The sequence below is a fragment of the Romboutsia sp. 1001216sp1 genome, from assembly GCF_039841805.1.
GTDB lineage: Bacteria > Bacillota > Clostridia > Peptostreptococcales > Peptostreptococcaceae > Romboutsia_C > Romboutsia_C hominis.
The window spans coordinates 1-22,283 of the sequence record NZ_JBDPHA010000024.1; the positions used below are offsets into that span (position 1 = coordinate 1).

21 protein-coding genes, 9 tRNA genes, 1 rRNA gene and 1 riboswitch are annotated in these 22,283 nt (G+C 31.8%); of the genes, 30 read left to right on the forward strand and 1 reads right to left on the reverse strand.

Annotation, left to right across the window (positions count from 1 at the left end):
* Nucleotides 1-4: 4 nt before the first annotated feature.
* From rrf to fabZ, 29 genes are all read left to right on the forward strand, one after another.
* Nucleotides 5-121: ribosomal RNA gene (gene rrf, locus ABHC41_RS14170) — 5S ribosomal RNA — on the forward strand.
* A 5-nt stretch (nucleotides 122-126) separates the two neighbouring features.
* Nucleotides 127-215 (forward strand) — tRNA-Leu (locus tag ABHC41_RS14175).
* Between the two features lie 10 nt (nucleotides 216-225).
* Nucleotides 226-301 (forward strand) — tRNA-Met (locus tag ABHC41_RS14180).
* Nucleotides 302-310: 9 nt separating this feature from the next.
* Nucleotides 311-385 (forward strand) — tRNA-Glu (locus tag ABHC41_RS14185).
* A 9-nt stretch (nucleotides 386-394) separates the two neighbouring features.
* A tRNA-Gly gene (locus tag ABHC41_RS14190) sits at nucleotides 395-468 on the forward strand.
* Nucleotides 469-477: 9 nt separating this feature from the next.
* A tRNA-Val gene (locus ABHC41_RS14195) sits at nucleotides 478-553 on the forward strand.
* 5 nt (nucleotides 554-558) lie between these two features.
* A tRNA-Asp gene (locus ABHC41_RS14200) sits at nucleotides 559-635 on the forward strand.
* 15 nt (nucleotides 636-650) lie between these two features.
* Nucleotides 651-726: transfer RNA gene (locus tag ABHC41_RS14205), tRNA-Asn, on the forward strand.
* 8 nt (nucleotides 727-734) lie between these two features.
* Nucleotides 735-809, forward strand: a tRNA-Gly gene (locus ABHC41_RS14210).
* A gap of 12 nt (nucleotides 810-821) precedes the next feature.
* Nucleotides 822-898, forward strand: a tRNA-Arg gene (locus tag ABHC41_RS14215).
* A gap of 151 nt (nucleotides 899-1,049) precedes the next feature.
* Nucleotides 1,050-1,892, forward strand: a complete 843-nt coding sequence (gene cdaA / locus ABHC41_RS14220) for a diadenylate cyclase CdaA (protein ID WP_092921874.1) — start codon at nucleotides 1,050-1,052, stop codon at nucleotides 1,890-1,892.
* Complete coding sequence (locus tag ABHC41_RS14225; RefSeq protein WP_195238847.1) at nucleotides 1,889-3,064, forward strand: CdaR family protein; 1,176 nt, start codon at nucleotides 1,889-1,891, stop codon at nucleotides 3,062-3,064. Before cdaA ends, ABHC41_RS14225 begins: the two co-directional genes overlap by 4 nt.
* A gap of 410 nt (nucleotides 3,065-3,474) precedes the next feature.
* The gene (gene ptb, locus ABHC41_RS14230) at nucleotides 3,475-4,377 is read left to right on the forward strand and encodes a phosphate butyryltransferase (RefSeq protein ID WP_195238848.1); all 903 of its coding nucleotides are present in this window, start codon (nucleotides 3,475-3,477) and stop codon (nucleotides 4,375-4,377) included.
* 21 nt (nucleotides 4,378-4,398) lie between these two features.
* Complete coding sequence (gene buk / locus ABHC41_RS14235; protein ID WP_195238849.1) at nucleotides 4,399-5,493, forward strand: butyrate kinase; 1,095 nt, start codon at nucleotides 4,399-4,401, stop codon at nucleotides 5,491-5,493.
* Between the two features lie 49 nt (nucleotides 5,494-5,542).
* Nucleotides 5,543-6,220 carry an ATP-binding protein gene (locus tag ABHC41_RS14240; RefSeq protein WP_271894422.1) on the forward strand — a complete coding sequence of 226 codons (678 nt, stop codon included), beginning with the start codon at nucleotides 5,543-5,545 and terminating at the stop codon, nucleotides 6,218-6,220.
* A 47-nt stretch (nucleotides 6,221-6,267) separates the two neighbouring features.
* Complete coding sequence (locus ABHC41_RS14245; protein ID WP_195581977.1) at nucleotides 6,268-6,483, forward strand: 4Fe-4S binding protein; 216 nt, start codon at nucleotides 6,268-6,270, stop codon at nucleotides 6,481-6,483.
* A 24-nt stretch (nucleotides 6,484-6,507) separates the two neighbouring features.
* On the forward strand, nucleotides 6,508-7,584 hold the full coding sequence (locus tag ABHC41_RS14250; RefSeq protein WP_195581979.1) for a 3-methyl-2-oxobutanoate dehydrogenase subunit VorB: 1,077 nt from the start codon (nucleotides 6,508-6,510) through the stop codon (nucleotides 7,582-7,584).
* Entirely contained in the window at nucleotides 7,584-8,339 is a 756-nt protein-coding gene (locus tag ABHC41_RS14255) for a thiamine pyrophosphate-dependent enzyme (protein ID WP_092921888.1), read from the forward strand. Before ABHC41_RS14250 ends, ABHC41_RS14255 begins: the two co-directional genes overlap by 1 nt.
* A 1-nt stretch (nucleotide 8,340) precedes the next feature.
* A complete protein-coding gene (locus tag ABHC41_RS14260) occupies nucleotides 8,341-8,883 on the forward strand; it encodes a 2-oxoacid:acceptor oxidoreductase family protein (protein ID WP_195929253.1) in 543 nt (180 codons plus the stop codon).
* A gap of 164 nt (nucleotides 8,884-9,047) precedes the next feature.
* Nucleotides 9,048-10,394, forward strand: a complete 1,347-nt coding sequence (glmM, locus tag ABHC41_RS14265; RefSeq protein ID WP_271894426.1) for a phosphoglucosamine mutase — start codon at nucleotides 9,048-9,050, stop codon at nucleotides 10,392-10,394.
* Between the two features lie 310 nt (nucleotides 10,395-10,704).
* Nucleotides 10,705-12,534, forward strand: a complete 1,830-nt coding sequence (gene glmS / locus ABHC41_RS14270; RefSeq protein ID WP_092921894.1) for a glutamine--fructose-6-phosphate transaminase (isomerizing) — start codon at nucleotides 10,705-10,707, stop codon at nucleotides 12,532-12,534.
* A 421-nt stretch (nucleotides 12,535-12,955) separates the two neighbouring features.
* Nucleotides 12,956-14,506, forward strand: a complete 1,551-nt coding sequence (locus ABHC41_RS14275) for a nitrite/sulfite reductase (protein ID WP_271894429.1) — start codon at nucleotides 12,956-12,958, stop codon at nucleotides 14,504-14,506.
* A 114-nt stretch (nucleotides 14,507-14,620) separates the two neighbouring features.
* Nucleotides 14,621-15,358 (forward strand): YwmB family TATA-box binding protein, encoded by a 738-nt coding sequence (locus tag ABHC41_RS14280; RefSeq protein WP_240275474.1) that lies wholly within the window; start codon nucleotides 14,621-14,623, stop codon nucleotides 15,356-15,358.
* A gap of 21 nt (nucleotides 15,359-15,379) precedes the next feature.
* Nucleotides 15,380-16,633: a UDP-N-acetylglucosamine 1-carboxyvinyltransferase gene (murA, locus tag ABHC41_RS14285; protein WP_092921898.1), complete on the forward strand. Its 1,254-nt coding sequence runs from the start codon at nucleotides 15,380-15,382 to the stop codon at nucleotides 16,631-16,633.
* A gap of 73 nt (nucleotides 16,634-16,706) precedes the next feature.
* Nucleotides 16,707-17,726 (forward strand): stage II sporulation protein D, encoded by a 1,020-nt coding sequence (spoIID, locus tag ABHC41_RS14290; protein ID WP_271894432.1) that lies wholly within the window; start codon nucleotides 16,707-16,709, stop codon nucleotides 17,724-17,726.
* Nucleotides 17,727-17,980: 254 nt separating this feature from the next.
* Entirely contained in the window at nucleotides 17,981-18,640 is a 660-nt protein-coding gene (locus ABHC41_RS14295) for a M23 family metallopeptidase (RefSeq protein ID WP_271894434.1), read from the forward strand.
* 96 nt (nucleotides 18,641-18,736) lie between these two features.
* Nucleotides 18,737-19,003, forward strand: coding sequence for a sporulation transcriptional regulator SpoIIID (gene spoIIID / locus ABHC41_RS14300; RefSeq protein WP_092921904.1), 267 nt, complete (start codon nucleotides 18,737-18,739; stop codon nucleotides 19,001-19,003).
* A 117-nt stretch (nucleotides 19,004-19,120) separates the two neighbouring features.
* A complete protein-coding gene (gene mreB, locus ABHC41_RS14305; RefSeq protein ID WP_092921906.1) occupies nucleotides 19,121-20,140 on the forward strand; it encodes a rod shape-determining protein MreB in 1,020 nt (339 codons plus the stop codon).
* 16 nt (nucleotides 20,141-20,156) lie between these two features.
* The gene (gene fabZ / locus ABHC41_RS14310; RefSeq protein WP_240275475.1) at nucleotides 20,157-20,585 is read left to right on the forward strand and encodes a 3-hydroxyacyl-ACP dehydratase FabZ; all 429 of its coding nucleotides are present in this window, start codon (nucleotides 20,157-20,159) and stop codon (nucleotides 20,583-20,585) included.
* Between the two features lie 222 nt (nucleotides 20,586-20,807).
* Here fabZ and yyaC read toward each other — a convergent pair whose 3' ends face one another.
* Nucleotides 20,808-21,317: a spore protease YyaC gene (gene yyaC / locus ABHC41_RS14315; protein ID WP_092921909.1), complete on the reverse strand. Its 510-nt coding sequence runs from the start codon at nucleotides 21,315-21,317 to the stop codon at nucleotides 20,808-20,810.
* 213 nt (nucleotides 21,318-21,530) lie between these two features.
* A riboswitch (SAM riboswitch) is annotated at nucleotides 21,531-21,636 on the forward strand.
* Nucleotides 21,637-21,819: 183 nt separating this feature from the next.
* On the opposite strand from yyaC, the gene ABHC41_RS14320 reads away from it, so the two are divergent.
* Nucleotides 21,820-22,283 (forward strand): S-adenosylmethionine synthetase N-terminal domain-containing protein (locus ABHC41_RS14320; RefSeq protein ID WP_271894438.1); only part of this gene is annotated, 464 nt, incomplete at its 3' end.

The window sequence follows — 22,283 nt, forward strand, 5'->3', positions numbered from 1 at the left end:
ATTATGTGGTTATTATAGCAAAGAGGATACACCTGTTCCCATACCGAACACAGAAGTTAAGCTCTTTAGCGCTGATGGTACTTGGAGGGCGACCTCCTGGGAGAGTAAGACGTAGCCACGTGGTATGCCGAAGTGGCGGAACTGGCAGACGCACAGGACTTAAAATCCTGCGGGACTTACCTCTCGTACCGGTTCGATTCCGGTCTTCGGCACCAACTTTAATATCGCGGGGTGGAGCAGTTGGCAGCTCGTCGGGCTCATAACCCGAAGGTCGCAGGTTCGAGTCCTGCCTCCGCAACCAAATAAATATGGCCCATTGGTCAAGCGGTCAAGACACCGCCCTTTCACGGCGGTAACAGGGGTTCGATTCCCCTATGGGTCACCAACTTAATATGCGGGTGTAGCTCAATGGTAGAGTTCCGGCCTTCCAAGCCGGCTGTGAGGGTTCGATCCCCTTCACCCGCTCCAAAAACTTATGGGACTATAGCTCAGCTGGGAGAGCACCTGCCTTACAAGCAGGGGGTCACAGGTTCGAGCCCTGTTAGTCCCACCATTCGCGGCCTGGTAGTTCAGCTGGTTAGAATGCCAGCCTGTCACGCTGGAGGTCGAGGGTTCGAGTCCCTTCCAGGTCGCCACTTAATTTAATACGCGGGAATATGGCTCAGTTGGTAGAGCAATTGACTGTTAATCAATGGGTCACAGGTTCGAGTCCTGTTATTCCCGCCATTGAATCTGCGGGAATAGTTCAGCGGTAGAGCGCAACCTTGCCAAGGTTGAAGTCGCGAGTTCGAATCTCGTTTCCCGCTCCATTTTAATTACATGGGTGCATAGCTCAGCTGGATAGAGCAACGCCCTTCTAAGGCGTGTGTCCGGGGTTCGAATCCCTGTGCGCTCACCAATATAAAGTTTCACTATAGTGAAACTTTTTTTTATGTTTATTTTTAAATTATAAAAAATGATAGGAGCTAAATAGTTTGTATATACTTATATTAATATAGTATAATACTTAATATAGTAATGAAGAAGCTGTCAAACAGGAGGACAAAACTGTGTTGGATATAAATTCTTTTTTCAGTGGTTTTTTGGATATTATCAATAAAGTAACTGTAAATGATATTATAGATATATCCATAGTAGCATATATATTTTATAAAATATTTATGTTTATAAAGGATACAAGAGCAGAGCAAGTTTTAAAAGGAATAATATTTTTATTAGTAGCGACTCAGTTGAGCGAGACTTTTAAATTGCATACACTTCACTGGCTATTAGTAAATGCTCTTGAGATTGGTTTTTTAGCTGCAATAATAATATTCCAGCCAGAACTTAGGGCAGGACTTGAACATATAGGTAGGACGAGATTTAAATTCTTTCTAAAAGGAAGTCCTAATACATCTGAAGAAACATTTAATAAAATGATAGAAGAGATTGTCGAGGCTTTATATTCACTATCAAGACAAAAAATAGGAGCTCTTATTATAATGGAAAGAGAAACTAAGATAGGTGATATAATAAATACGGGAACTATAATAGATGCAGAGGTATCAAGACAATTACTAATTAATATATTTATTCCAAATACACCATTACATGATGGAGCAGTTGTTATTAGAGACTCAAAGGTAAAAGCTGCTGCATGTTTCCTTCCTTTAACAGAGAGTAAAGACTTAAGTAAGGATCTAGGAACACGACATAGAGCAGCAGTCGGAGTAAGTGAAGTTTCTGACTGTATATCCCTTATAGTATCAGAAGAAACAGGGGATGTATCAATTGCAAAAGCGGGAAAAATATATAGAAATATACCAAAAGAAAGAATGGAAAGTATACTTAAGAAAAATTTAAAGCCTAAAGTTGATGAAAAAAGCTTTTTAAAAGGTGGGATATTTAAATGATGAATAAATTAAAGCATAATACAAAAATAAAATTAATATCCCTGCTTAGCGCAATAACATTATGGCTATATGTAATGGCAATAGTGGATCCGACGGATACTAAGCTATTTGAGAACGTCCCTATAGTTATAAGTAATATGAATGAATTAAAAGAAAAAGGTTTTGTAATTTATCCAGATGGAGAATTGACTATTGATGTTTCTATTTCCGGCAAATTATCTAAGATACAAAAGGTAAAAAAAGAGGATATACATGTTTATGGTACTATAGAAAATCCTATGGAAGGAAAAAATCAAGTATACTTAAGGGTACCGACTTTGCCAGGAATGACTCATGAGCTAAAGAGTAATGTTATAGCAGTTAATTTAGATAAAATAGTACAAGAAAATAAAAATATAGAAGTTAAATTAGAAGGAAATTCTAAAGGTAATATAGATAAAGTAAGTATAGATGGAGATAAAAAGAGCATAGAAGTATCAGGTCCAAGGACTTTAGTGAATGAGGTAACTAAAGTGATTGGAGTATTAGATGTAGGCTCAAGAACACAAGATTTTTCAAGTGAAATTAATTTAATACCAGTAGATAAAAATGGAAATAAAGTTAAAGGCGTAAAGTTATATCAATCAACATTAAAAGTATCAGCAACGTTATTAAAAGAAAAAACTGTTCCAATAAGAGTTAAATTAAAAGAAAATACATCAGATAATGAAAAAGTACCAAGTTATGAGCTTAGTAAAAGCAATATCGTCATAAAAGGGAGTAAAGATTTAATCGATGGTATAGAATATATAGAAACTAAAGAGGTTAATTTAGATGATATAACATCTGGATTTCCTAAGGATGTAGAGTTAAATATTCCAAAAGGTATATCATCAGATACAAAATATATTACTATAAAGCTTAATGGCGATAAATCATTACAGAAGGAATTTACTTATAGCAAAGATGAAATAGAATTAAGAAATTCAGATGGTAAGAATACATCAGATATCGATATTCCAGAATCTATAAAGGTTACTGTTGATTATCCTAGTACAATAGAAAACTTAGAAAAATCGGATATAAAACTATACATAGATTTATCTAAGCCAAATGAAAACCAAAAATATAAGATAGAATATGATTCTAGTTATAAATTTAATAAAATAGTTATAGATCCAAGTGAGATATAATAATATAAAGACATAAGAAAATATAGTATTTTTCTTATGTCTTTTTTAATTAATATGAAATAATATGGCTCTTAGATTTACTAAAATAGTTTACCAATATATCAGCAAATAAAAAAATAATTAAAAATCTGTTAATTATAAAGGATTATAACTATTAAAGGTATAATTATACATAATATATATATTGAAGCTTTTTTAAAAGGATAATTGACATTATATAAAAGTAAAATAATTCTGAAAATTTAAAAATTATAAATATAGTGGGAAAACGTTGGTGGAATATATATAATATAGGTATGAGACAAATTAGTAATTAGCTTAAAAATTAACAGAATTAAGGGGATAGAGATGTTTATTAAAAGCTAAACGTACCAATCTATATTTATTGGATACAAAATGGGGTGGATTAGATGAAAAACTTTACAGAAGTAATAAAATTCGCTAAGGAAAGAGGTCCTAAAACTATCTCTGTAGCATGTTGCCAAGATAAAGAAGTATTAATGGCAGTAGAAATGGCGAGAAAAGAAGGGATAGCAAAGGCTATATTAGTAGGGGATATAGAAAAAACGAGAGAAATAGCAAATGATGTAGGTATAGACCTTAATAACTATGAATTAATAGATATAAAAGATTTATCAGAAGCGTCATTAAAAGCAGTAGAATTAGTATCTCAAGGAAAAGCTGATATGGTAATGAAAGGCTTGGTAGATACATCTATAATTCTAAAGGCTGTATTAAATAAAGAGGTTGGTTTAAGAACAGGGAATGTACTAAGCCATGTAGCTGTATTTGATGTAGAAGGTTATGATAGATTATTCTTTATAACTGATGCAGCTATGAACTTATCACCAGATGTAAATATCAAAAAACAAATCATAGAAAATTCATGCACGGTAGCTCATGCACTCGATATCAACACACCAAAAGTAGCAGCATTATGTGCTAAAGAAAAAGTAAATCCTAAAATGCAAGATACAATAGATGCCAAAGAATTAGAAGAAATGTGTGAAAAAGGCGAAATAAAAGGATGCATAGTAGGAGGTCCATTTGCATTAGACAATGCTGTATCAATAGAAGCCGCAAATCATAAGGGAATAAATCATCCAGTAGCAGGTAAAGCAGATATATTATTAGCTCCAGATATAGAAGCTGGAAATATATTATATAAATCATTAGTATTTTTCTCAAAATCTAAAAATGCAGGTGTGATAGTAGGGGCTAAAGCGCCTATTATATTAACATCAAGAGCAGACAATGAGGAAACTAAACTAAATTCTATAGCATTAGGGGTATTAATGGCAGCTAAAGCCTAGTTTATTAAGGGGGTAACACAATTGAATAAGGTATTCAAAATATTAACTATAAATCCTGGTTCAACATCAACGAAGATTGCAGTATTTGATAATGAGGATTTAGTCTTTGAAAAAACTTTAAGACATTCTTCTGAAGAAATAGGCAAGTATGAGAAGATTTCAGATCAGTTTGAGTTTAGAAAAACAGTGATTGAAGATGCATTAACAGAAGGTGGAATAAAAACATCTGATTTAGATGCAGTAGTAGGTAGAGGTGGACTTCTTAAGCCTATAGAAGGTGGAACTTATATTGTTAATGAAGCTATGATTGATGACTTAAAGGTTGGTGTATTAGGGGAACATGCATCAAATCTAGGCGGAATTATAGCAAAAGAAATAGGAGATGCAGTAAATGTACCATCTTACATAGTTGATCCAGTAGTTGTAGATGAAATGGATGATGTAGCTAGAATATCAGGGAGTGAAGATATAGATAGAAAGAGTATATTCCATGCTTTAAACCAAAAGGCTACTGCTAGAAGAGCAGCTAAAGAATTAGAAAAAGAGTATTTTGACTGTAACTTTATAGTAGCACATATGGGTGGAGGAATATCTGTTGGAGCACATGAAAAAGGTAAAGTAATAGATGTTGCCAATGCTTTAGATGGAGAAGGGCCATTTTCGCCAGAGAGAAGTGGTGGATTACCGGTCGGAGACTTAGTGAAGATGTGCTTTAGTGGAAAATACACTCAAGATGAAATAAAGAAAAAGATAAAAGGAAATGGTGGTCTAGTAGGATACTTAAATACTAATGATGGTAGAGAAGTTGAATCTAGAATAGAAGCTGGTGATGAAAAAGCTAAATTAGTATATGAAGCTATGGCTTACCAAGTAAGTAAAGAAATAGGTTCTTGTGCATCAGTATTAAAAGGTAATGTAGATGCAATCCTTTTAACTGGTGGAATAGCTTACTCTAAGATGTTTACAGGAATGATTAAAGAGAGAGTTAATTTTATATCTGATGTAAAAGTTTACCCAGGTGAAGATGAAATGATAGCATTAGCTCAAGGTGGACTTAGAGTATTAAATAAAGAAGAAGAACCCAAAAATTATGGATATGAAGTTCAATATAGTTAATGATATAAATTTAATATAAATACAAAATTGACTTAATAGGTGGTAACTAATGATAAGAGATGATAAGAGGATAAGAATTATAATAGGACACTATGGTAGTGGTAAAAGTGAGTTTGCTATGAACTATGTTACCAAATTAAGAAATGAGGTAGAAGGTAAAGTTGCCTTATCAGATTTAGATGTAGTAAATGTTTATTTTAGAACAAGGGAAAAAAAGGATTTATTAAATTCTTTAGATATCCTTCCTATATATAGTTCAATAGACGCACCAACTTTAGATTTACCAGCTATATCTCCTCAAATAATGTCACCAATAACAGATAGTTCTTATAGTTATGTTATGGATGTGGGAGGGGACAACGTAGGAGCTAGAGTGGTAGGTAGATTCCACGAATTAATAGAAAAAGCTGACTACGATATGTTTTGTGTAGTAAACGCTAATAGAGAATATACTCAGTCAGTAGAAGATGTAATAGGTCATATAAGATCAATTGAGAAATCTTCTGGTCTTAAGGTTACTGGGCTAGTAAACAATACACATTTAGTAAGGTCAACTACAATTGATGATGTTTTAAAAGGTCAAAAATTAGTTGAGCAAGTGTCTAGACAGTACGATATACCAGTTAAATATATAGTATGTTTAGAAGAATTAGTTCCACAACTTCCAGAAGGTTTAGAGGGAGAAATTTTCCCTATCAAGCTTTATATGAGAGAAGCTTGGATGTAGTTTATTAGTAAAATAATTATAAATTTTTCTAAGGGGGACAAAGGAATATGGCTAAGGGAACTGTAACTTTCAATCAAGACCTTTGTAAAGGATGTGCATTATGTGTAGCTGCATGTCCAAAGCAAATAGTAGTAATGGATAATAACAAAATCAACAAAAAGGGATACAATCCAGCTACAGTAGTAGAAATGGATAAATGTATAGGTTGTTCAAACTGTGCGACTATGTGTCCAGATGCAGTTATAACAGTTGAGAGAGACTAATTAAAATATAAGGGGGATTTGTAAATGGCTAAGATACTTATGAAGGGTAACGAAGCATTTGGGAAAGCAGCTATAGAAGCTGGATGTAAATATTTCTTTGGTTATCCAATAACACCACAAAATGAATTACCAGAATATATGTCTAAAGAATTACCTAATGTTGGAGGAGTATTTGTTCAAGCTGAATCAGAAGTTTCTGCTATAAACATGATATATGGTGGAGCAGGAGCAGGGGCTAGAGTTATGACTTCTTCATCTTCACCAGGAATAGCTTTAAAACAAGAAGGTATAACTTATGCAGCAGGTGCTGAATTACCATGTGTTGTAGTTAACGTAATGAGAGGTGGTCCAGGACTTGGAGGAATACAACCTTCTCAATCTGACTACTTTATGTCTACAAGAGGTGGAGGAAATGGAGACTATAGAACTCCAGTTTATGCTCCAGCTACAGTTCAAGAAGCTGTTGATATGATAATGGAAGCTTTCAATGTTGCTGATTACTATAGAACTCCAGTCATGGTAGTTGCAGATGGTATGATAGGACAAATGATGGAGCCAGTAGAATTTAAAGCTCCTAAAACTAGAGAATTAAAACCTAAAGATTGGGCTACAGTAGGAACTAAAGGAGAAAGAAAGCCTAATGTAATAAATTCTTTATACTTACAACCAGATGAATTAGAAAAACACTGTATAAAGTTAGAAGCTAAGTACAGAGAAATAGAAAAAAATGAAGTTGATTATGAAATGTATAAGACTGAAGATGCTGAATTAGTATTTGTAGCTTACGGTACTACAGCAAGAATAGTTAAAAACTCTATAGATATGTTAAGAGAAGAAGGAATTAAAGCTGGTTTAATAAGACCTAAGACTTTATGGCCATTCCCATTTGAAGCATTCAATCAAATACCAGAAGCTAAAAACTTATTAACTGTTGAAATGAGTATGGGACAAATGGTAGAGGATGTAAGATTAGCTGTTGAAGGAAGATTACCTGTACACTTCTACGGAAGAGCAGGAGGAATGATACCTGATCCAGAAAGTATAGCTAATAAAGCAAAAGAAGTAATGGAAAGTGAATTAGCTGTAGGAGGTGCTAGATAATGTCAGTTGTATTTAAGAAAACTAAGGGATTAACAGATGCTCAAACACACTACTGCCCAGGATGTACTCATGGTATAATCCATAGATTAGTAGGAGAAGTATTAGAAGAGTTAGATGTATTAGGAGACACTATAGGTGTAGCTCCAGTTGGATGTTCAGTTTTAGCATACAACTATTTTAATTGTGATATGCAAGAAGCATCTCATGGTAGAGCTCCAGCAGCAGCTACTGGAATAAAGAGAGTTCATCCAGATAAGACAGTATTTACATACCAAGGAGATGGAGACTTAGCATCTATAGGTACAGCTGAAATAGTTCATGCAGCAGCTAGAGGTGAAAAATTCACTACAATATTCGTAAATAATGCTATATATGGAATGACTGGTGGGCAAATGGCTCCAACTACATTAGTTGGACAAAAGGCTACAACAGCTCCATATGGTAGACAAATAGATAAGCAAGGATTCCCAATAAGAATGAGTGAAATGCTAGCTACATTACCAGGTGCAGTGTTTGTAGAAAGAGTTTCTGTAGATACTCCTGCTAATGTTAGAAAAGCTAAAAAAGCTATAAAGAAAGCATTTGAAGTACAACAAGCAGGACTTGGATTTGGTATAGTAGAAGTTCTATCTACATGTCCAACTAACTGGGGATTAAATCCAAATGATGCATTACAATGGTTAAGAGATAATATGATGCCATACTATCCAATAGGCAATATAAAAGATGTTGAAATCGCTGAGGAGGTGAAGTAATATGTCTACAGCTAGAGTAATATGTGCAGGATTTGGTGGTCAAGGGGTAATGTCTATGGGACAATTACTTACATATGCAGGCATGCTAGAAGGTAAAGAAGTTTCTTGGTTACCATCTTATGGACCAGAAATGCGTGGAGGTACAGCTAACTGTTCAGTAACTGTATCTAGTAAGCCAGTTGGTTCTCCAGTTATAGCAGGAGATGCAACTTGTGCAATAGTAATGAACTTACCATCACTTGATAAGTTTGAAAGTGAAGTTAAGCCAGGTGGGAAAATATTAGTTAACAGTTCTCTTATAGAAAGAAAAGTAGAAAGAGATGATGTTGATGTTTATTATATACCAGCTAATGATATAGCTTTAGAGTTAGGAAATCCTAGAGTTGCTAACATGGTAATGTTAGGTGCTTATTTAAAAACTGAACCAACAGTAGAGGTAGACTCAGTTTTAGAAGCATTCAAGAAAGTATTTGGACCAAGTAAAGAAAAATTCGTTCCATTAAATAAGGAAGCTTTACAAAAAGGATCGAGTTCTATAAAATAATATAAAAAGTTACAAAAAAGGGGACAATAGAAAGAATTCTATTGTCCTTTTTTTATATATGTATTAAAATGTCTTTATGGAATAAACTTGGAACTAAGAACACTTAAATGTGTATAATAATATATTATAATTGACGAGCTTTTCTTCACGAAAGGAGATTTTTTATGAGAAAGTATTTTGGAACAGACGGGGTAAGAGGTGTAGCAAATACAGAGCTTACTTGTGATTTAGCATACAGATTAGGTAGAGCTGGAGGATATGTACTAGCTCAAGGAAAAGAAAAAGTTAAAGTAGTAGTTGGAAAAGACACAAGAGTATCAGGAGATATGTTAGAAGCATCTTTAATAGCAGGGCTTATGTCTGTTGGATGTGATGTAATGACAGTTGGGGTAGTTCCAACACCAGCAGTTGCATACCTAACTAGAAAATATGAAGCTGATTGTGGTGTTGTTATATCAGCATCTCACAATCCAGTTGAGTACAATGGTATAAAGTTCTTCAATAAAGATGGATATAAATTAGATGATTCTGTAGAATTAGAAATAGAAAATTATATAGACAATATAGAAAAGGTTGATTATCTTCCAGTAGGAGAAAATGTTGGAAGAAAGGTATATGTACATGATGCACAGAGAGACTATATAGACTACTTAAAATCTATAGTAAAAGTAGATTTTAAAGGATTAAAAGTTGTGTTAGACTGTGCTAATGGAGCATCTTATAATGTTGCACCAATAATATTTAAAGAATTAGGTGCAAGCGTTGTAACAATAAATAGTCAACCAAATGGAAATAATATAAATGATAAATGTGGTTCAACACATCCAGAGGGATTACAAAAAGCTGTTGTAGAGAATAATGCTGACTTAGGTCTTGCATATGATGGTGATGCAGATAGATTAATAGCTGTTGATGAAAATGGAAACATTGTAGATGGCGACCATATAATGATATTAAGTGCAATACACTTAAAGAATAAAGGTAAGTTAGCAAAGGATACATTAGTAGTTACAGTGATGAGTAATATAGGACTTACTATAGCAGCTAAGGAACATGGAATAAATCTAGCTACTACTGCTGTAGGAGATAGATATGTACTTGAAGAAATGAAAAACACTGGATATAACTTAGGTGGAGAGCAATCAGGGCACATGATATTCTTAGACTATAATACTACAGGAGATGGAGTATTAAGTTCATTAGTATTAGCCCAAATAGTATTAGAAGAAGGTAAGAAGTTATCAGAATTAGCAGCAGTGATGACTCAATATCCACAAGTGTTAGTTAATGCTAGAATAAAGAATGAAAATAAAAATAGATACATGGAATACCCAGAAATAAAGAGTGAAATAGAAAGAATAGAAAAATTACTAGATGGATGTGGAAGGGTATTAATAAGACCATCAGGAACAGAACCATTAGTAAGAGTTATGTTAGAGGGTAAAGAGGAAGGTCAAATAAAAGAATTAGCTACAAATTTAGCTAACCTTATACAAGAAAAACTATCGTAATTTAAAAAGTGAATGCTAAGGCCTAGTATTCCCCAAGCGTAAAAGTTAAAAGGGTGAATTGCTAAGATATTTTTTAGTATTCACTTTATAAAGCGCCAGAACTTAGCTATAAGAAATACTTTATAAAATTTCTAAGTTGACGAGGACAGAGTTTATCGAATTATCGGCGGATGCTCTGCGGTGAATTTACCATCGTAAAAGTTTCTTTAAAACAAGGGAGTAATTCTTTGGACAAAGGGAAAACTTAAGTAAATATGACCTAACTCTTAAAATATATAAAACAAAAAATATTTTTAGGAGGAATTTTAATATGTGTGGAATAGTTGGATATTTAGGACACAGACAAGCAACAGAAGTATTAGTAGAAGGACTTTCAAAATTAGAGTATAGAGGATATGACTCGGCTGGTGTTGCAGTAAACACTGGAAATGAATTAGAAATAAGAAAGTTCAAGGGAAGGTTAGCAATACTTGCTGAAGATTTAGAAAAAAATCCTATAGAAGGTGGATTAGGAATAGGACATACTAGATGGGCAACTCATGGAGAACCATCAGATGTAAACTCACATCCTCATTTCAATATGGATAAGACAATAGCAGTAGTTCACAATGGTATAATAGAAAACTACATGGAATTAAAGGAAGAATTACAAGCAGAAGGTGTAGTATTCTTATCTCAAACAGACACAGAAGTAGTAGCTCACTTAGTAGATAAATACTACGAAGGAAACCTATTAGATGCTGTTTATAAGGCAACTGAAAGATTAAGAGGAGCATATGCATTAGGTGTTATATGTAAAGATAATAACAGTGAATTAGTTGCAGTAAGAAAAGATAGCCCATTAGTAGTAGGTCTTGGTGAAGGTGAAAACTTTATAGCATCAGATATACCTGCAATACTAAAGTATACTAGAAATGTATACTTCTTAGAAAATGGAGAGTTTGTTCATATAGTTGGAGATAAATTAACAGTATTAAATGAAAATAGAGAAGAAGTTAAAAAAGAAGTTACAGAAATAACTTGGGATGTTGAAGCTGCATCTAAAGGTGGATATGAGCATTTCATGTTAAAAGAAATATACGAACAACCAAACGGAGTTAAAGAAACATTAATAAGAAGATTAAATGAAAATGGAGAAATCCAATTAGATGATATAAAAATGACTAAGGAAGACTTAGACAAAATAAATAAAGTTTATATAGTTGCATGTGGTACAGCATATCATGCAGGTCTTGTAGGAAAGTTTGCTATAGAAAAGTTTGCAAAGATACCAGTAATAACTGATATAGCATCTGAATTTAGATATAGAGATCCATTTGTTGACGAAAATACTTTATTAATATTAGTAAGTCAATCTGGAGAAACTGCTGATACTTTAGCATCATTAAGATATGCTAAAGAAAGAGGAGCTAGAATATTATCAGTAACTAACGTTGTTGGTTCTTCTATAGCTAGAGAATCAGATGATGTGTTCTATACATGGGCAGGTCCAGAAATATCTGTTGCATCAACTAAGGCATACACAACTCAATTAGTTTCATTCTACATGATAGCATTAGACTTTGCTATAAAGAAAGGAACTATAACAAAAGAGTTCTACAATGAAATGATAGAAAAATTAAAAGAAATGCCAGAAAAAGTTTCAAAAGCATTAGAACAAGAAACTTATATAAAAGAAGATGTAGCTAAAACATTAAGAGAAGCAAGTAGTGCTTTCTACTTAGGTAGAGGATTAGATTATAACTTAGCTATGGAAGGTGCATTAAAGATAAAAGAAATATCTTATATACATGCTGAAGCATTTGCTGCTGGAGAGTTAAAGCATGGTACAATAGCTTTAATAGAAAAAGGAACTCCAGTAATAGCTATAGCTACTCAAGAAGAACTATTTGAAAAAATGGTATCTAATATGGAAGAAGTTAGAGCTAGAGGAGCTTATGTTATAGCAATAGCTCAAGAAAAGAATAAAGAAGTTGAAAAAGCTGCTGATAAGGTAATATATATACCAAATGTGGATGATATATTATCAAGTATATTAACAGTTTTACCACTTCAATTATTATCTTACTACGTTGCAGTTGAAAGAGGTTGTGATGTAGATAAGCCAAGAAATCTAGCTAAATCAGTAACAGTTGAATAAATTTTAAATTAAAAGATATATAAAGGACTACCTTACTAAGGTAGTCCTTTTTTACATATAAAGATTTTTTATTAAATATAGGACTATTGAAAATTCATATACAAGATATATTAATAAGTTTAAAATTTTTAAAAGGACACTTTAATTAACGGATGAAGTCGTTGTCTACATTAGGGAATCAAACTTTTTATTTTTTAGAATATATATTCTTTGTAGTTACATAATATTAATATTAGTATATAACAAAAGCATGTTCTTATATTAATTTGTTATGTATATATAATGATTCAATAGTTATAAAAATAACTATCAAATTATTATATAGTAACCATAAAAATATCGCATAGGTGCTAGGGTTTACAAAGTACTTACATAGATTTACAATTTAAATAAAACCTATTTTATAATGGAGGGAAACACATTGGAAGAGCTAAGAGATATATTATTAAATGAGATACCTGAATTTAGGGAAAAAGGTCATAAATTTGTAAATGGTGAAATTTCAGTAAATGAATTCAAACATGCATCAGGAGGAATGGGTGTATATGCTCATCGTGGTGGTAAAGAATTTATGATAAGACTTAGAACAGCAAGTGGTGTTCTTGATATAGAAAAGCTTAAATATATATATGATTGCGCTAAAAAATATAATCTAGATAAAGTACATTTAACTACTCGTCAAGCTATACAATTACATGGCTTAGGAATAGATGAAGTTTGTGACATAATGGAAGATGGATTAAAGCATGGTATATATACAAGAGGTGGAGGAGGAAACTTCCCTAGAAATGTTGCCTTATCACCATTATCAGGAGTAGAAATAGGGGAAGCATTTGATGTTACAGAATATGCTTTAAAAGTAAATGAATATTTAATGAAAGACATATATAAATATAAGTTACCTAGAAAATTAAAAGTATCTTTCTCAAATAGTAGCGAAGATACAGCTAACTGTACTGTACAAGATTTAGGTTTCTTAGCAGTAAAAGAAAATGGAGAAGAATTTTTCAAGCTTTATATAGCAGGTGGAATTGGTAAGAATCCTGCAAAAGCAGTGGAATATGATGAGTTAGTTCCAAAGAGTGATGTTTTATACCATGTACAAGCTATGATAGAGTTATTTATAGCTGAGGGTAACTATGAAAATAGAAATAAAGCTCGTACAAGATATATTGTAGCTAGTATGGGTGAAGAAGAGTTCTTAAAATGTTATAAAAAACATCTAAAAGAAGTAAAAGAAAGAGAAAATTTAGATTTAAATATAGAAAATAAAACTTGTAAAAAGCAAGGATCAAAAATAGATTTACAAGATATAAGACTAATACCTCAAAAACAAGAGGGATTATATAGTGTATATCTTCATCCAATTGGAGGACAGCTAAAATTAACTGACTTAGAAGCATTAATAAATGCCTTAGAGTCAATTGAAGATTTAGAAATAAGACTTTCTATGAGCGAAGGTGTTTATTTTAGAAATCTTAATGGAGAGGAAGCTAAAAATATATTAGAGTTAACAAAAACTATGGGTGGAAATACTCCAATAGAACAAACTTCATGTTGTATAGGTGTCCCTACTTGTCAGATAGGTATAGGAGAGAGTCAAGGTTTATTACATAGTATATTAGACTACTTCAAAAAGAAAAACTATACAACAAATAAATTACCAAGAATTCATATATCAGGATGTACAAGTTCCTGTGGAACTCATCAAATAGGTATAATTGGATTTGGAGGTAAAAAGAAAAAGATAGATGGAGAGTTAAAAGAAGCATTTACTTTATATGTAGGTGGTGTAGCTAAAAAAGGTAACGTAAAACTTGGGGAAGTTTATGGAGATATAGCTAGTGATAAAATACCAGAGTTTTTATATAATTTAGGATTATTATTAGATGAAAAAAATATTAATTTTGAAGAATATTTAGGATCTAATGTTGAGGAATTCAAGGAATTTGCAAATAAATATATAGCATAATAATAAAATAAAGCACTAAGATGATTAAAGTCATCTTAGTGCTTTATTTTTGTATATGATATCCAAAAATGTTAATAATTTAAGTATAATATATAAATTAATGGGGGCTTTTACATGAAACTAATTAAAATGATATGTATATTTTTAATATTAATGATGATGGGTATACTAATATCTTTTGCGGATACAAAATCAAAAAATGAATATAATGAATTAATACGAACATTTATAAACACAGAGGCTAAGTTTAATTTTTATAACATAAAAGCAAATGGTTCTATAAATTACAACATATCAAAAGAAGAAATGGTTGATATGTGCACAGAAATACTTAATAATTTAGGACTAGAAGAAAGTGATTTAGCATGGGAAGAAATATGGAATAAAGATGAGAAACAGATTCATTTAAGCGGTAAAATAGAAGATGAAAGCATTTCCATAATTTTCATAAAGAAAAATGACGAAGAGGCTCACATAATGGTTGACATATTACAGAATAAAGTATATAAAAATATAGTGGGCGTTTATACAGTTCTTGAGAATACATTAGAAAAATTTGCAATTAATGCAGATATAAATACATGTATATCTGGAGAATATTCAGAAAAGTTACATTTAAGCAAATGTGATGATATTTTAACGAAAATATTATATAATATGAATGCACAAGAAGTAGATAGAATACAAGAGGAAAATTTTATATCTGTTACAGCAGATAGTAAGATCTTACAAGGAAATGACTTAGAATATTTAGGAAATAATATTAATTTGAATATAGGGATGAGGTATAGCGAAGACGAAGATAAAACATTAATTTATATTGCTACACCTATTATAAAATTAGATTATTAATTATGAGGAGAGACAATAAAAATGGGAAAGATAATAGTAAAAAAGAGTAATCCACTTAATGGAAGTGTTAAAATAGACGGAGCTAAAAATGCAGTGTTACCAATAATAGCGGCGACGTTATTAGCAAATGGTAAGTCAACTTTAAAGTGTGTACCTAACTTAAAAGATGTTCATGTTATATCTGATTTATTAAGACACTTAGGAGCAAAAGTAGAATATAAGGATAACACTTTAACAGTAGATGCAAGCAACATAACTACTTGTGAAGCACCATATGAGTTAGTAAGTAAGATGAGAGCATCTTTCTTAGTAATGGGGCCATTACTTGCTAGATTTAACCACACAAAAATATCTATGCCAGGAGGATGCGCTATAGGAACAAGACCTATAGATTTACATTTAAAAGGATTTAAGCATTTAGGTGCAAAAGTAGATATGGATCATGGATTCGTAGAAGCTACAACTGATAAATTAGTGGGTACTAAATTATACTTAGATTTCCCATCAGTAGGAGCTACTGAAAACATAATGATGGCAGCAGCTTTAGCTGAAGGAACAACTATAATAGAAAATGCTGCAGAAGAGCCAGAAATAGTAGATTTAGCTAATTTCTTAAATGAAATGGGAGCTAATGTAAAAGGTGCAGGAACTAACACTATAAAAATAAAAGGTGTTAAAGAATTAAAAGGTGCAGAGCATACAATAATACCTGATAGAATAGAAGCAGCTACTTATATGGTTGCAGCAGCTATGACAAAAGGTGATATAACAATAGAAAATGTAATGATGGAACATTTAAAACCAGTTACAGCTAAATTAATAGAAGCTGGATGTGAAATAATAGAAAAAGATAATACAGTTAGAGTTATAGGACCTGAAGTGTTAAAGCCAATAGATATAAAGACTTTACCTCACCCAGGATTCCCAACAGATGTTCAAGCTCAATTCATGGCTATGCTTACAATAGCTAATGGAACTGGGGTAGTTACAGAAACTGTATTTGAAAATAGATTTATGCATGTTGCCGAATTTAATAGAATGGGAGCAAACATAAAAATAGAAGGAAAGAGCGCAATAGTAAATGGAGTAAACCAATTATATGGTGCTAAAGTTAATGCGACAGATTTAAGAGCTGGTGCAGCACTTATATTATGTGGACTTATAGCAGAAGGAGAAACTCAAATAGGAGAAATATATCACGTACAAAGAGGATATGTTGATATAGATAAGAAAATAACTGCTTTAGGTGGAAACATAGAGATAATAGAAGACTAAAAATAAATAGTAATAAATAAATAGGGTTATTCATATATTTTAAGTACAAGTAATTAACTAAGGAGGAAAATATATGAATAACCCTTTAGTATTTTTAGGAAGTATAGTTGGTTTGTCTATAGCAGTTCCTGTATTTTTAAGTGTAGTATCTTATGATGGGATAGAGGCTATACAAAACGAATCGGCATTAAGCAATCCTAAAAAAAAGATAATCAACTATGAAACAGTTGATAAAGAATCTCCTTTAATAAATATATACAATCATAAAACTAATAAGACTGAGAAGATGGATATAGAAAAATATTTATGTGGAGTTTTAGCAGGAGAGATGCCTGTAGACTTTAATATTGAAGCTCTTAAAGCACAAGCTGTAGCAGCAAGAACTTATGTAATGTATAAAGAAAATCAAGGAAAATCAAATCAGCATAGTAATGCAGTCGTATGTACTGACTATAATCATTGCCAAGAATATAAGAATTATGAAGAATTAAAAGCAAAGAATGGACAAGATTGGATGGACAAATATTACCCTAAAATACAGCAAGCAGTACGAGATACAAAGGGTCAGATAATAACTTATAAGGGAGAACCTATACTTACACTATATTTCTCTACATCATCAGGAAAGACAGAAAACTGTGAAGAAGTATTTGCACAAGCATATCCATATTTACAATCTGTCGAAAGCCCTTATGATAAACAGTACTCTCCTAAATATACTTCTGAGTTAAAGATAAGCAATAAAGATTTTATAAATGCTATAAATAGTAATTATAAAAATGCAGGTTTAAATCCATCTAACCTAGAGAATCAAATAAAAATTTTAAATAGAAGTGATGGTGGATCTGTAGATAAGATAAAAATTGGGAATAAGGAGATTAGAGGAAGAGAAATTAGAGGTATATTTAAATTAAATTCATCCAATTTTGAATTAAAATTTGGAGAGAATCATATAGATTTTTTAGTAAAAGGATATGGACATGGTGTTGGAATGAGCCAGTGGGGAGCACAAGGTATGGCAGAGGAAGGGTATCGATATTATGAAATACTAAATCATTATTATCAAGAAACAGATATAACAGACTTATATTAATTAGAAGAGCTTTTATCAAGCTCTTTTTTATATTAAGTATAGAACTGTTAATAGTTTGTACAGATAATATAGCTACAATTTTAAAAGTATAAAAAAGGTATTAAAAAAACGGGAGAAATCTTTGGAAATATGTCAGTTTCATATATATTAATAGATAAAATTCATTTTTAATTAATCCAAAATATGTATAAATTGTATAAAAATATAAATAAAAGATAAGAATACAAATACATAAATATATTTGGAGGTGCTGTATGAAAAAGCTACTAGAAAAAGATGGATTTTATTTGGCATTATTTGTATGCATTAGTTTACTTGCGGTCGGAGGAGTTTGGTTTGTAAAAAATGATGTTAACGATCTAGCATCAAATAATGAAATAGTAAATGATAAAGAAAATAGTAAAAAAGAAGATGAAGTTCATCTAATAGAAAATGAAAATAAAGATGCTGTACCAACTTCTACAGAATCAAAGGAAAACTTAGAAACAGCAAAAAATAAAGAGGTTAAAAAAACATCGAAACTTGAATTTGTAGGAGAAAAAGTAATTAGAGAATATTCAGCAAAGGAACCTAGTTACTCAGAAACATTGAACTTATGGGAAGTGCATAAAGGTTTAGACGTAAGTTGTAAAGAAGGACAAAGTATAAAAAGTTTATTATCAGGAAAAGTAACTAACATTTTTAAAGATGATGCTAATGGTATGTCAGTTGAGGTTGAAAGTGAAGGTAAAACAGTAATATATTCTAATTTAAGTGAAGATATTAAAGTTAAAGACGGACAAGCAGTCAAAGAAGGAGATGTAATAGCTTTAGCAGGAAATACATCTGTAGTTGAGAGTGCAGAGGGACCACATATTCATATAGAAGCCTTCAAAGGAAAAGAATCAATAGATCCAATGAGTTTAATAAAATAAAATATAACAGACTTAATCAAATTTGGTTAAGTCTGTTATATTTCTTTTCTTTCTCACATATATATGATTAAGGCTAGTATGTGAGGAGGGAAAGCTTTGAGATCTCATATAGAGGAACGAGCAATCGTTGTGGCTAAATATATACTAGAGAAAAATACAACTGTTCGTCAAACAGCGAAGACATTTGGAGTTAGTAAAAGTACAATACATAAAGATGTAACAGAACGTTTAGAAGAAATAAACCCGTCTCTAGCTAAAGAAGTTAAGATGGTTTTAGAAAAAAATAAATCTGAAAGACACATAAGAGGAGGAATGGCTACAAAGCTTAAATATGAAAAGAGCTCCAAAAAAAATGTAGGTTAAGCCTACATTTTTTTTATTATTCTTGACTAAAGTAGTATTTTTGTATATTTTGTATTATAGGAGTGTTTTAGACAATGAGTCGTTTAGATATAAAATATGCAAAAAGGAGTTGAGAACATGTCTAGAGCGGACATAGGGATAGACTTAGGTACTGCTAATGTTCTTGTATACGTTAGCGGAAAAGGGATTGTATTAGAAGAGCCTTCTGTTGTAGCAATCGATAAAAGAACTAAATCTGTCTTAGCGGTAGGAGAAGAAGCTAGAAGAATGATAGGAAGGACACCTGGTAATATAGTAGCTATAAGACCACTAAGAGATGGTGTAATTTCTGATTATGATGTAACTGAAAAAATGTTAACTTATTTTATAGATAAAGCTGTAGATAAAAAAGGTTTTGGTAGATTTTTTATGCCAAGAATAATGGTATGTGTTCCTACAGGGGTCACAGATGTTGAAAAAAGAGCTGTAGAAGAAGCTACAAGACAATCTGGAGCGAGAGATGTATATATAATAGAAGAACCAATAGCAGCGGCTATAGGAGCAGGAGTAGATATAGCTAAACCTAATGGAAGCATGGTTATAGACATTGGTGGAGGAACAGCAGATATTGCGGTGACATCTCTAGGAGGAGCTGTAGTTAGTGAATCCATAAAAATGGGTGGAGATAGATTTGATGAAGTTATAGTAAGATATATCAGAAAACAATATAACCTTCTTATAGGAGAAAGAACTGCAGAAAAAATCAAAATAGAAGTAGGTTGTGCATATAAAAGAGAAGATGAAAAGAGCATTAAAATAAGTGGACGTAATTTAATTACAGGATTACCAGAATCCATAGTTATAAATTCAACTGAGATGCTAGAAGCTCTTAATGAATGCTCAGAGCAGATAGTTGCATCAACGCTTTCTGTCCTAGAGAAAACACCACCAGAATTAGCAGCAGATATAAGTGATACTGGAATAATAATGACTGGTGGAGGTTCATTGTTATATGGACTAGACAAAAGAATAGAAGATAGAACAGGAATTAAAGTTGTAGTGGCTGATGAACCTTTATCTTGTGTTGCAAAAGGTACAGGAATTGCTTTAAGTTCTTTAGATTTACTTGAAACAGGAGGTACCTTCAAAAGGAGATAATTAGGAGGGTACTTAAATGTTAAATATAGACCAAATAAAAGAATTAATACCACATAGATATCCATTTTTATTAGTAGATATGATAATAGAATTAGAAGAGGGAAAAAGAGCTAAAGGTATAAAAAATGTAAGTGTAAATGAACCATTTTTCCAAGGTCATTTCCCAGAATACCCGATAATGCCAGGAGTACTTATAATAGAAGCTATGGCTCAAGTAGGGTGTGTAGCTATGATGTCAGTAGATGAGAATAGAGGAAAATTAGGTGTATTTGCAGGTATAGATAAAGTTAGATTTAAAAAAGAAGTAAGACCTGGGGATACATTAACTATGGAAGTTGAAATGACATCTATAAGAAGAAATATTGGAAAAGCTTTGGCAAAAGCTTTTGTTAATGAAGAATTAGTATGTAGTGGAGAGTTAATGTTTGCTCTTGTAGAAAAATAAAAATAAGGCTATTTCCTTTAAGGAAATAGCCTTATTTTTATTTTTCTAAGATTGATATATGATGTAAGTAAATTATTAGATAAAACAATCAAGTAAAATTGTTTTGAAATATGTTATATGTCAAAATTTGTATGCAGAACATTGAAAATAATAAAAAGCAGATAAATAGCCTAACCTATAAAAATTTAATCTAAAGAACAGGCTATATTAAATATTGATTTGTCATGTAGAAAGAAGTAAAGATAAAGATATAAGTTCGGCAAGTTCTAATATAAAACTAAGTCGAACGTTATTAAAAGAAAATCTATTATTTTCATCTATCTTATCTACAATACCTACAATAGAATAGTTTCCTATTTGAGGTAATTTTTTACCTACCCCCTTGCCAGGAAGAATAGGGCCTTCTCTGACTTGGATATTTCCTATATTATTTTTTGCACCCAGACATGCATCAATAGCTAGAAAATTTCCGTTAGGATGAGCCTTTTTTATATGTTCGATAGACTCATATATATTTAAAGCATGAATAGGATTATCTAAGGTTCCGTAGACAGGGAAATTAAAGTCGCTATTTTTAAGCATAGTGCCAACTAAAGGGCCAAGAGCATCACCTATAGCCCGATCTGTTCCTATACAGACCACAACTGTATTATCATTTATTATGTCTCTAAGTACAGAACAAAGGATTTCAACAACATTTTCTTTATTATAATTGACCTTGGCCAGATACATAGGAACACCCCCTTCACAAGAATATATGAAATATAGGATAAAAAAAGACCTATATAGATTTATAAGATATAATATGAAAAAATTATTAAATAGGATACAAGATAGTTTGAATAGACAAGCAAAAAATTATTGCATAAAAGATTGACAGTATATAAAAAAGGTAGTAACATATAAGTTAGTGATACAAAATAATAACTTAATAAATTCTTGATTACCTTATCAAGAGCGGCGGAGGGACAGGCCCTGTGAAGCCCAGCAACCACCCATTAGGGAAAAGGTGCTAAATCCTACAAGACTTTATAGTTTTGAGAGATGAGGTTAGTTAATTAGCATATACGAAATAATTAACCTCTTCTTAATAAGAAGAGGTTTTTTTATTAGATAAATAATTACTAAACTCCTAGCTCTTAAGATTTAATTAGGTTGTATTTTAGTGAAAATCATTATAAATGATTAGAAATCAAATCTAAATAAAATGAATTATATTAAGGAGGAGATACAAATGGCAAGACATTTATTTACGTCGGAATCAGTAACTGAAGGGCATCCAGATAAAATCTGTGACCAAATATCAGATTCTATACTAGATGCATTATTAGAGAAAGATCCACATGCAAGGGTAGCTTGTGAAACAACAACTACAACAGGATTAGTATTAGTAGCAGGAGAAATAAGTACTAATACATATGTAGACATTCCTAAATTAGTAAGAGAAACAGTAAGAGAAATAGGGTATGACAGAGCTAAATATGGATTTGACTGTGATACTTGTGCAGTAATAACTGCAATAGATGAACAATCAGGCGATATAGCTATGGGTGTTGATGAAGCCTTAGAAAATAGAGAAGGTGAAAATGCTGAAGATGAAATAGAAAAGGTTGGAGCAGGAGACCAAGGTATAATGTTTGGTTTCGCTTGTAATGAAACAGAAGAGTTAATGCCACTTCCAATATCTTTAGCTCATAA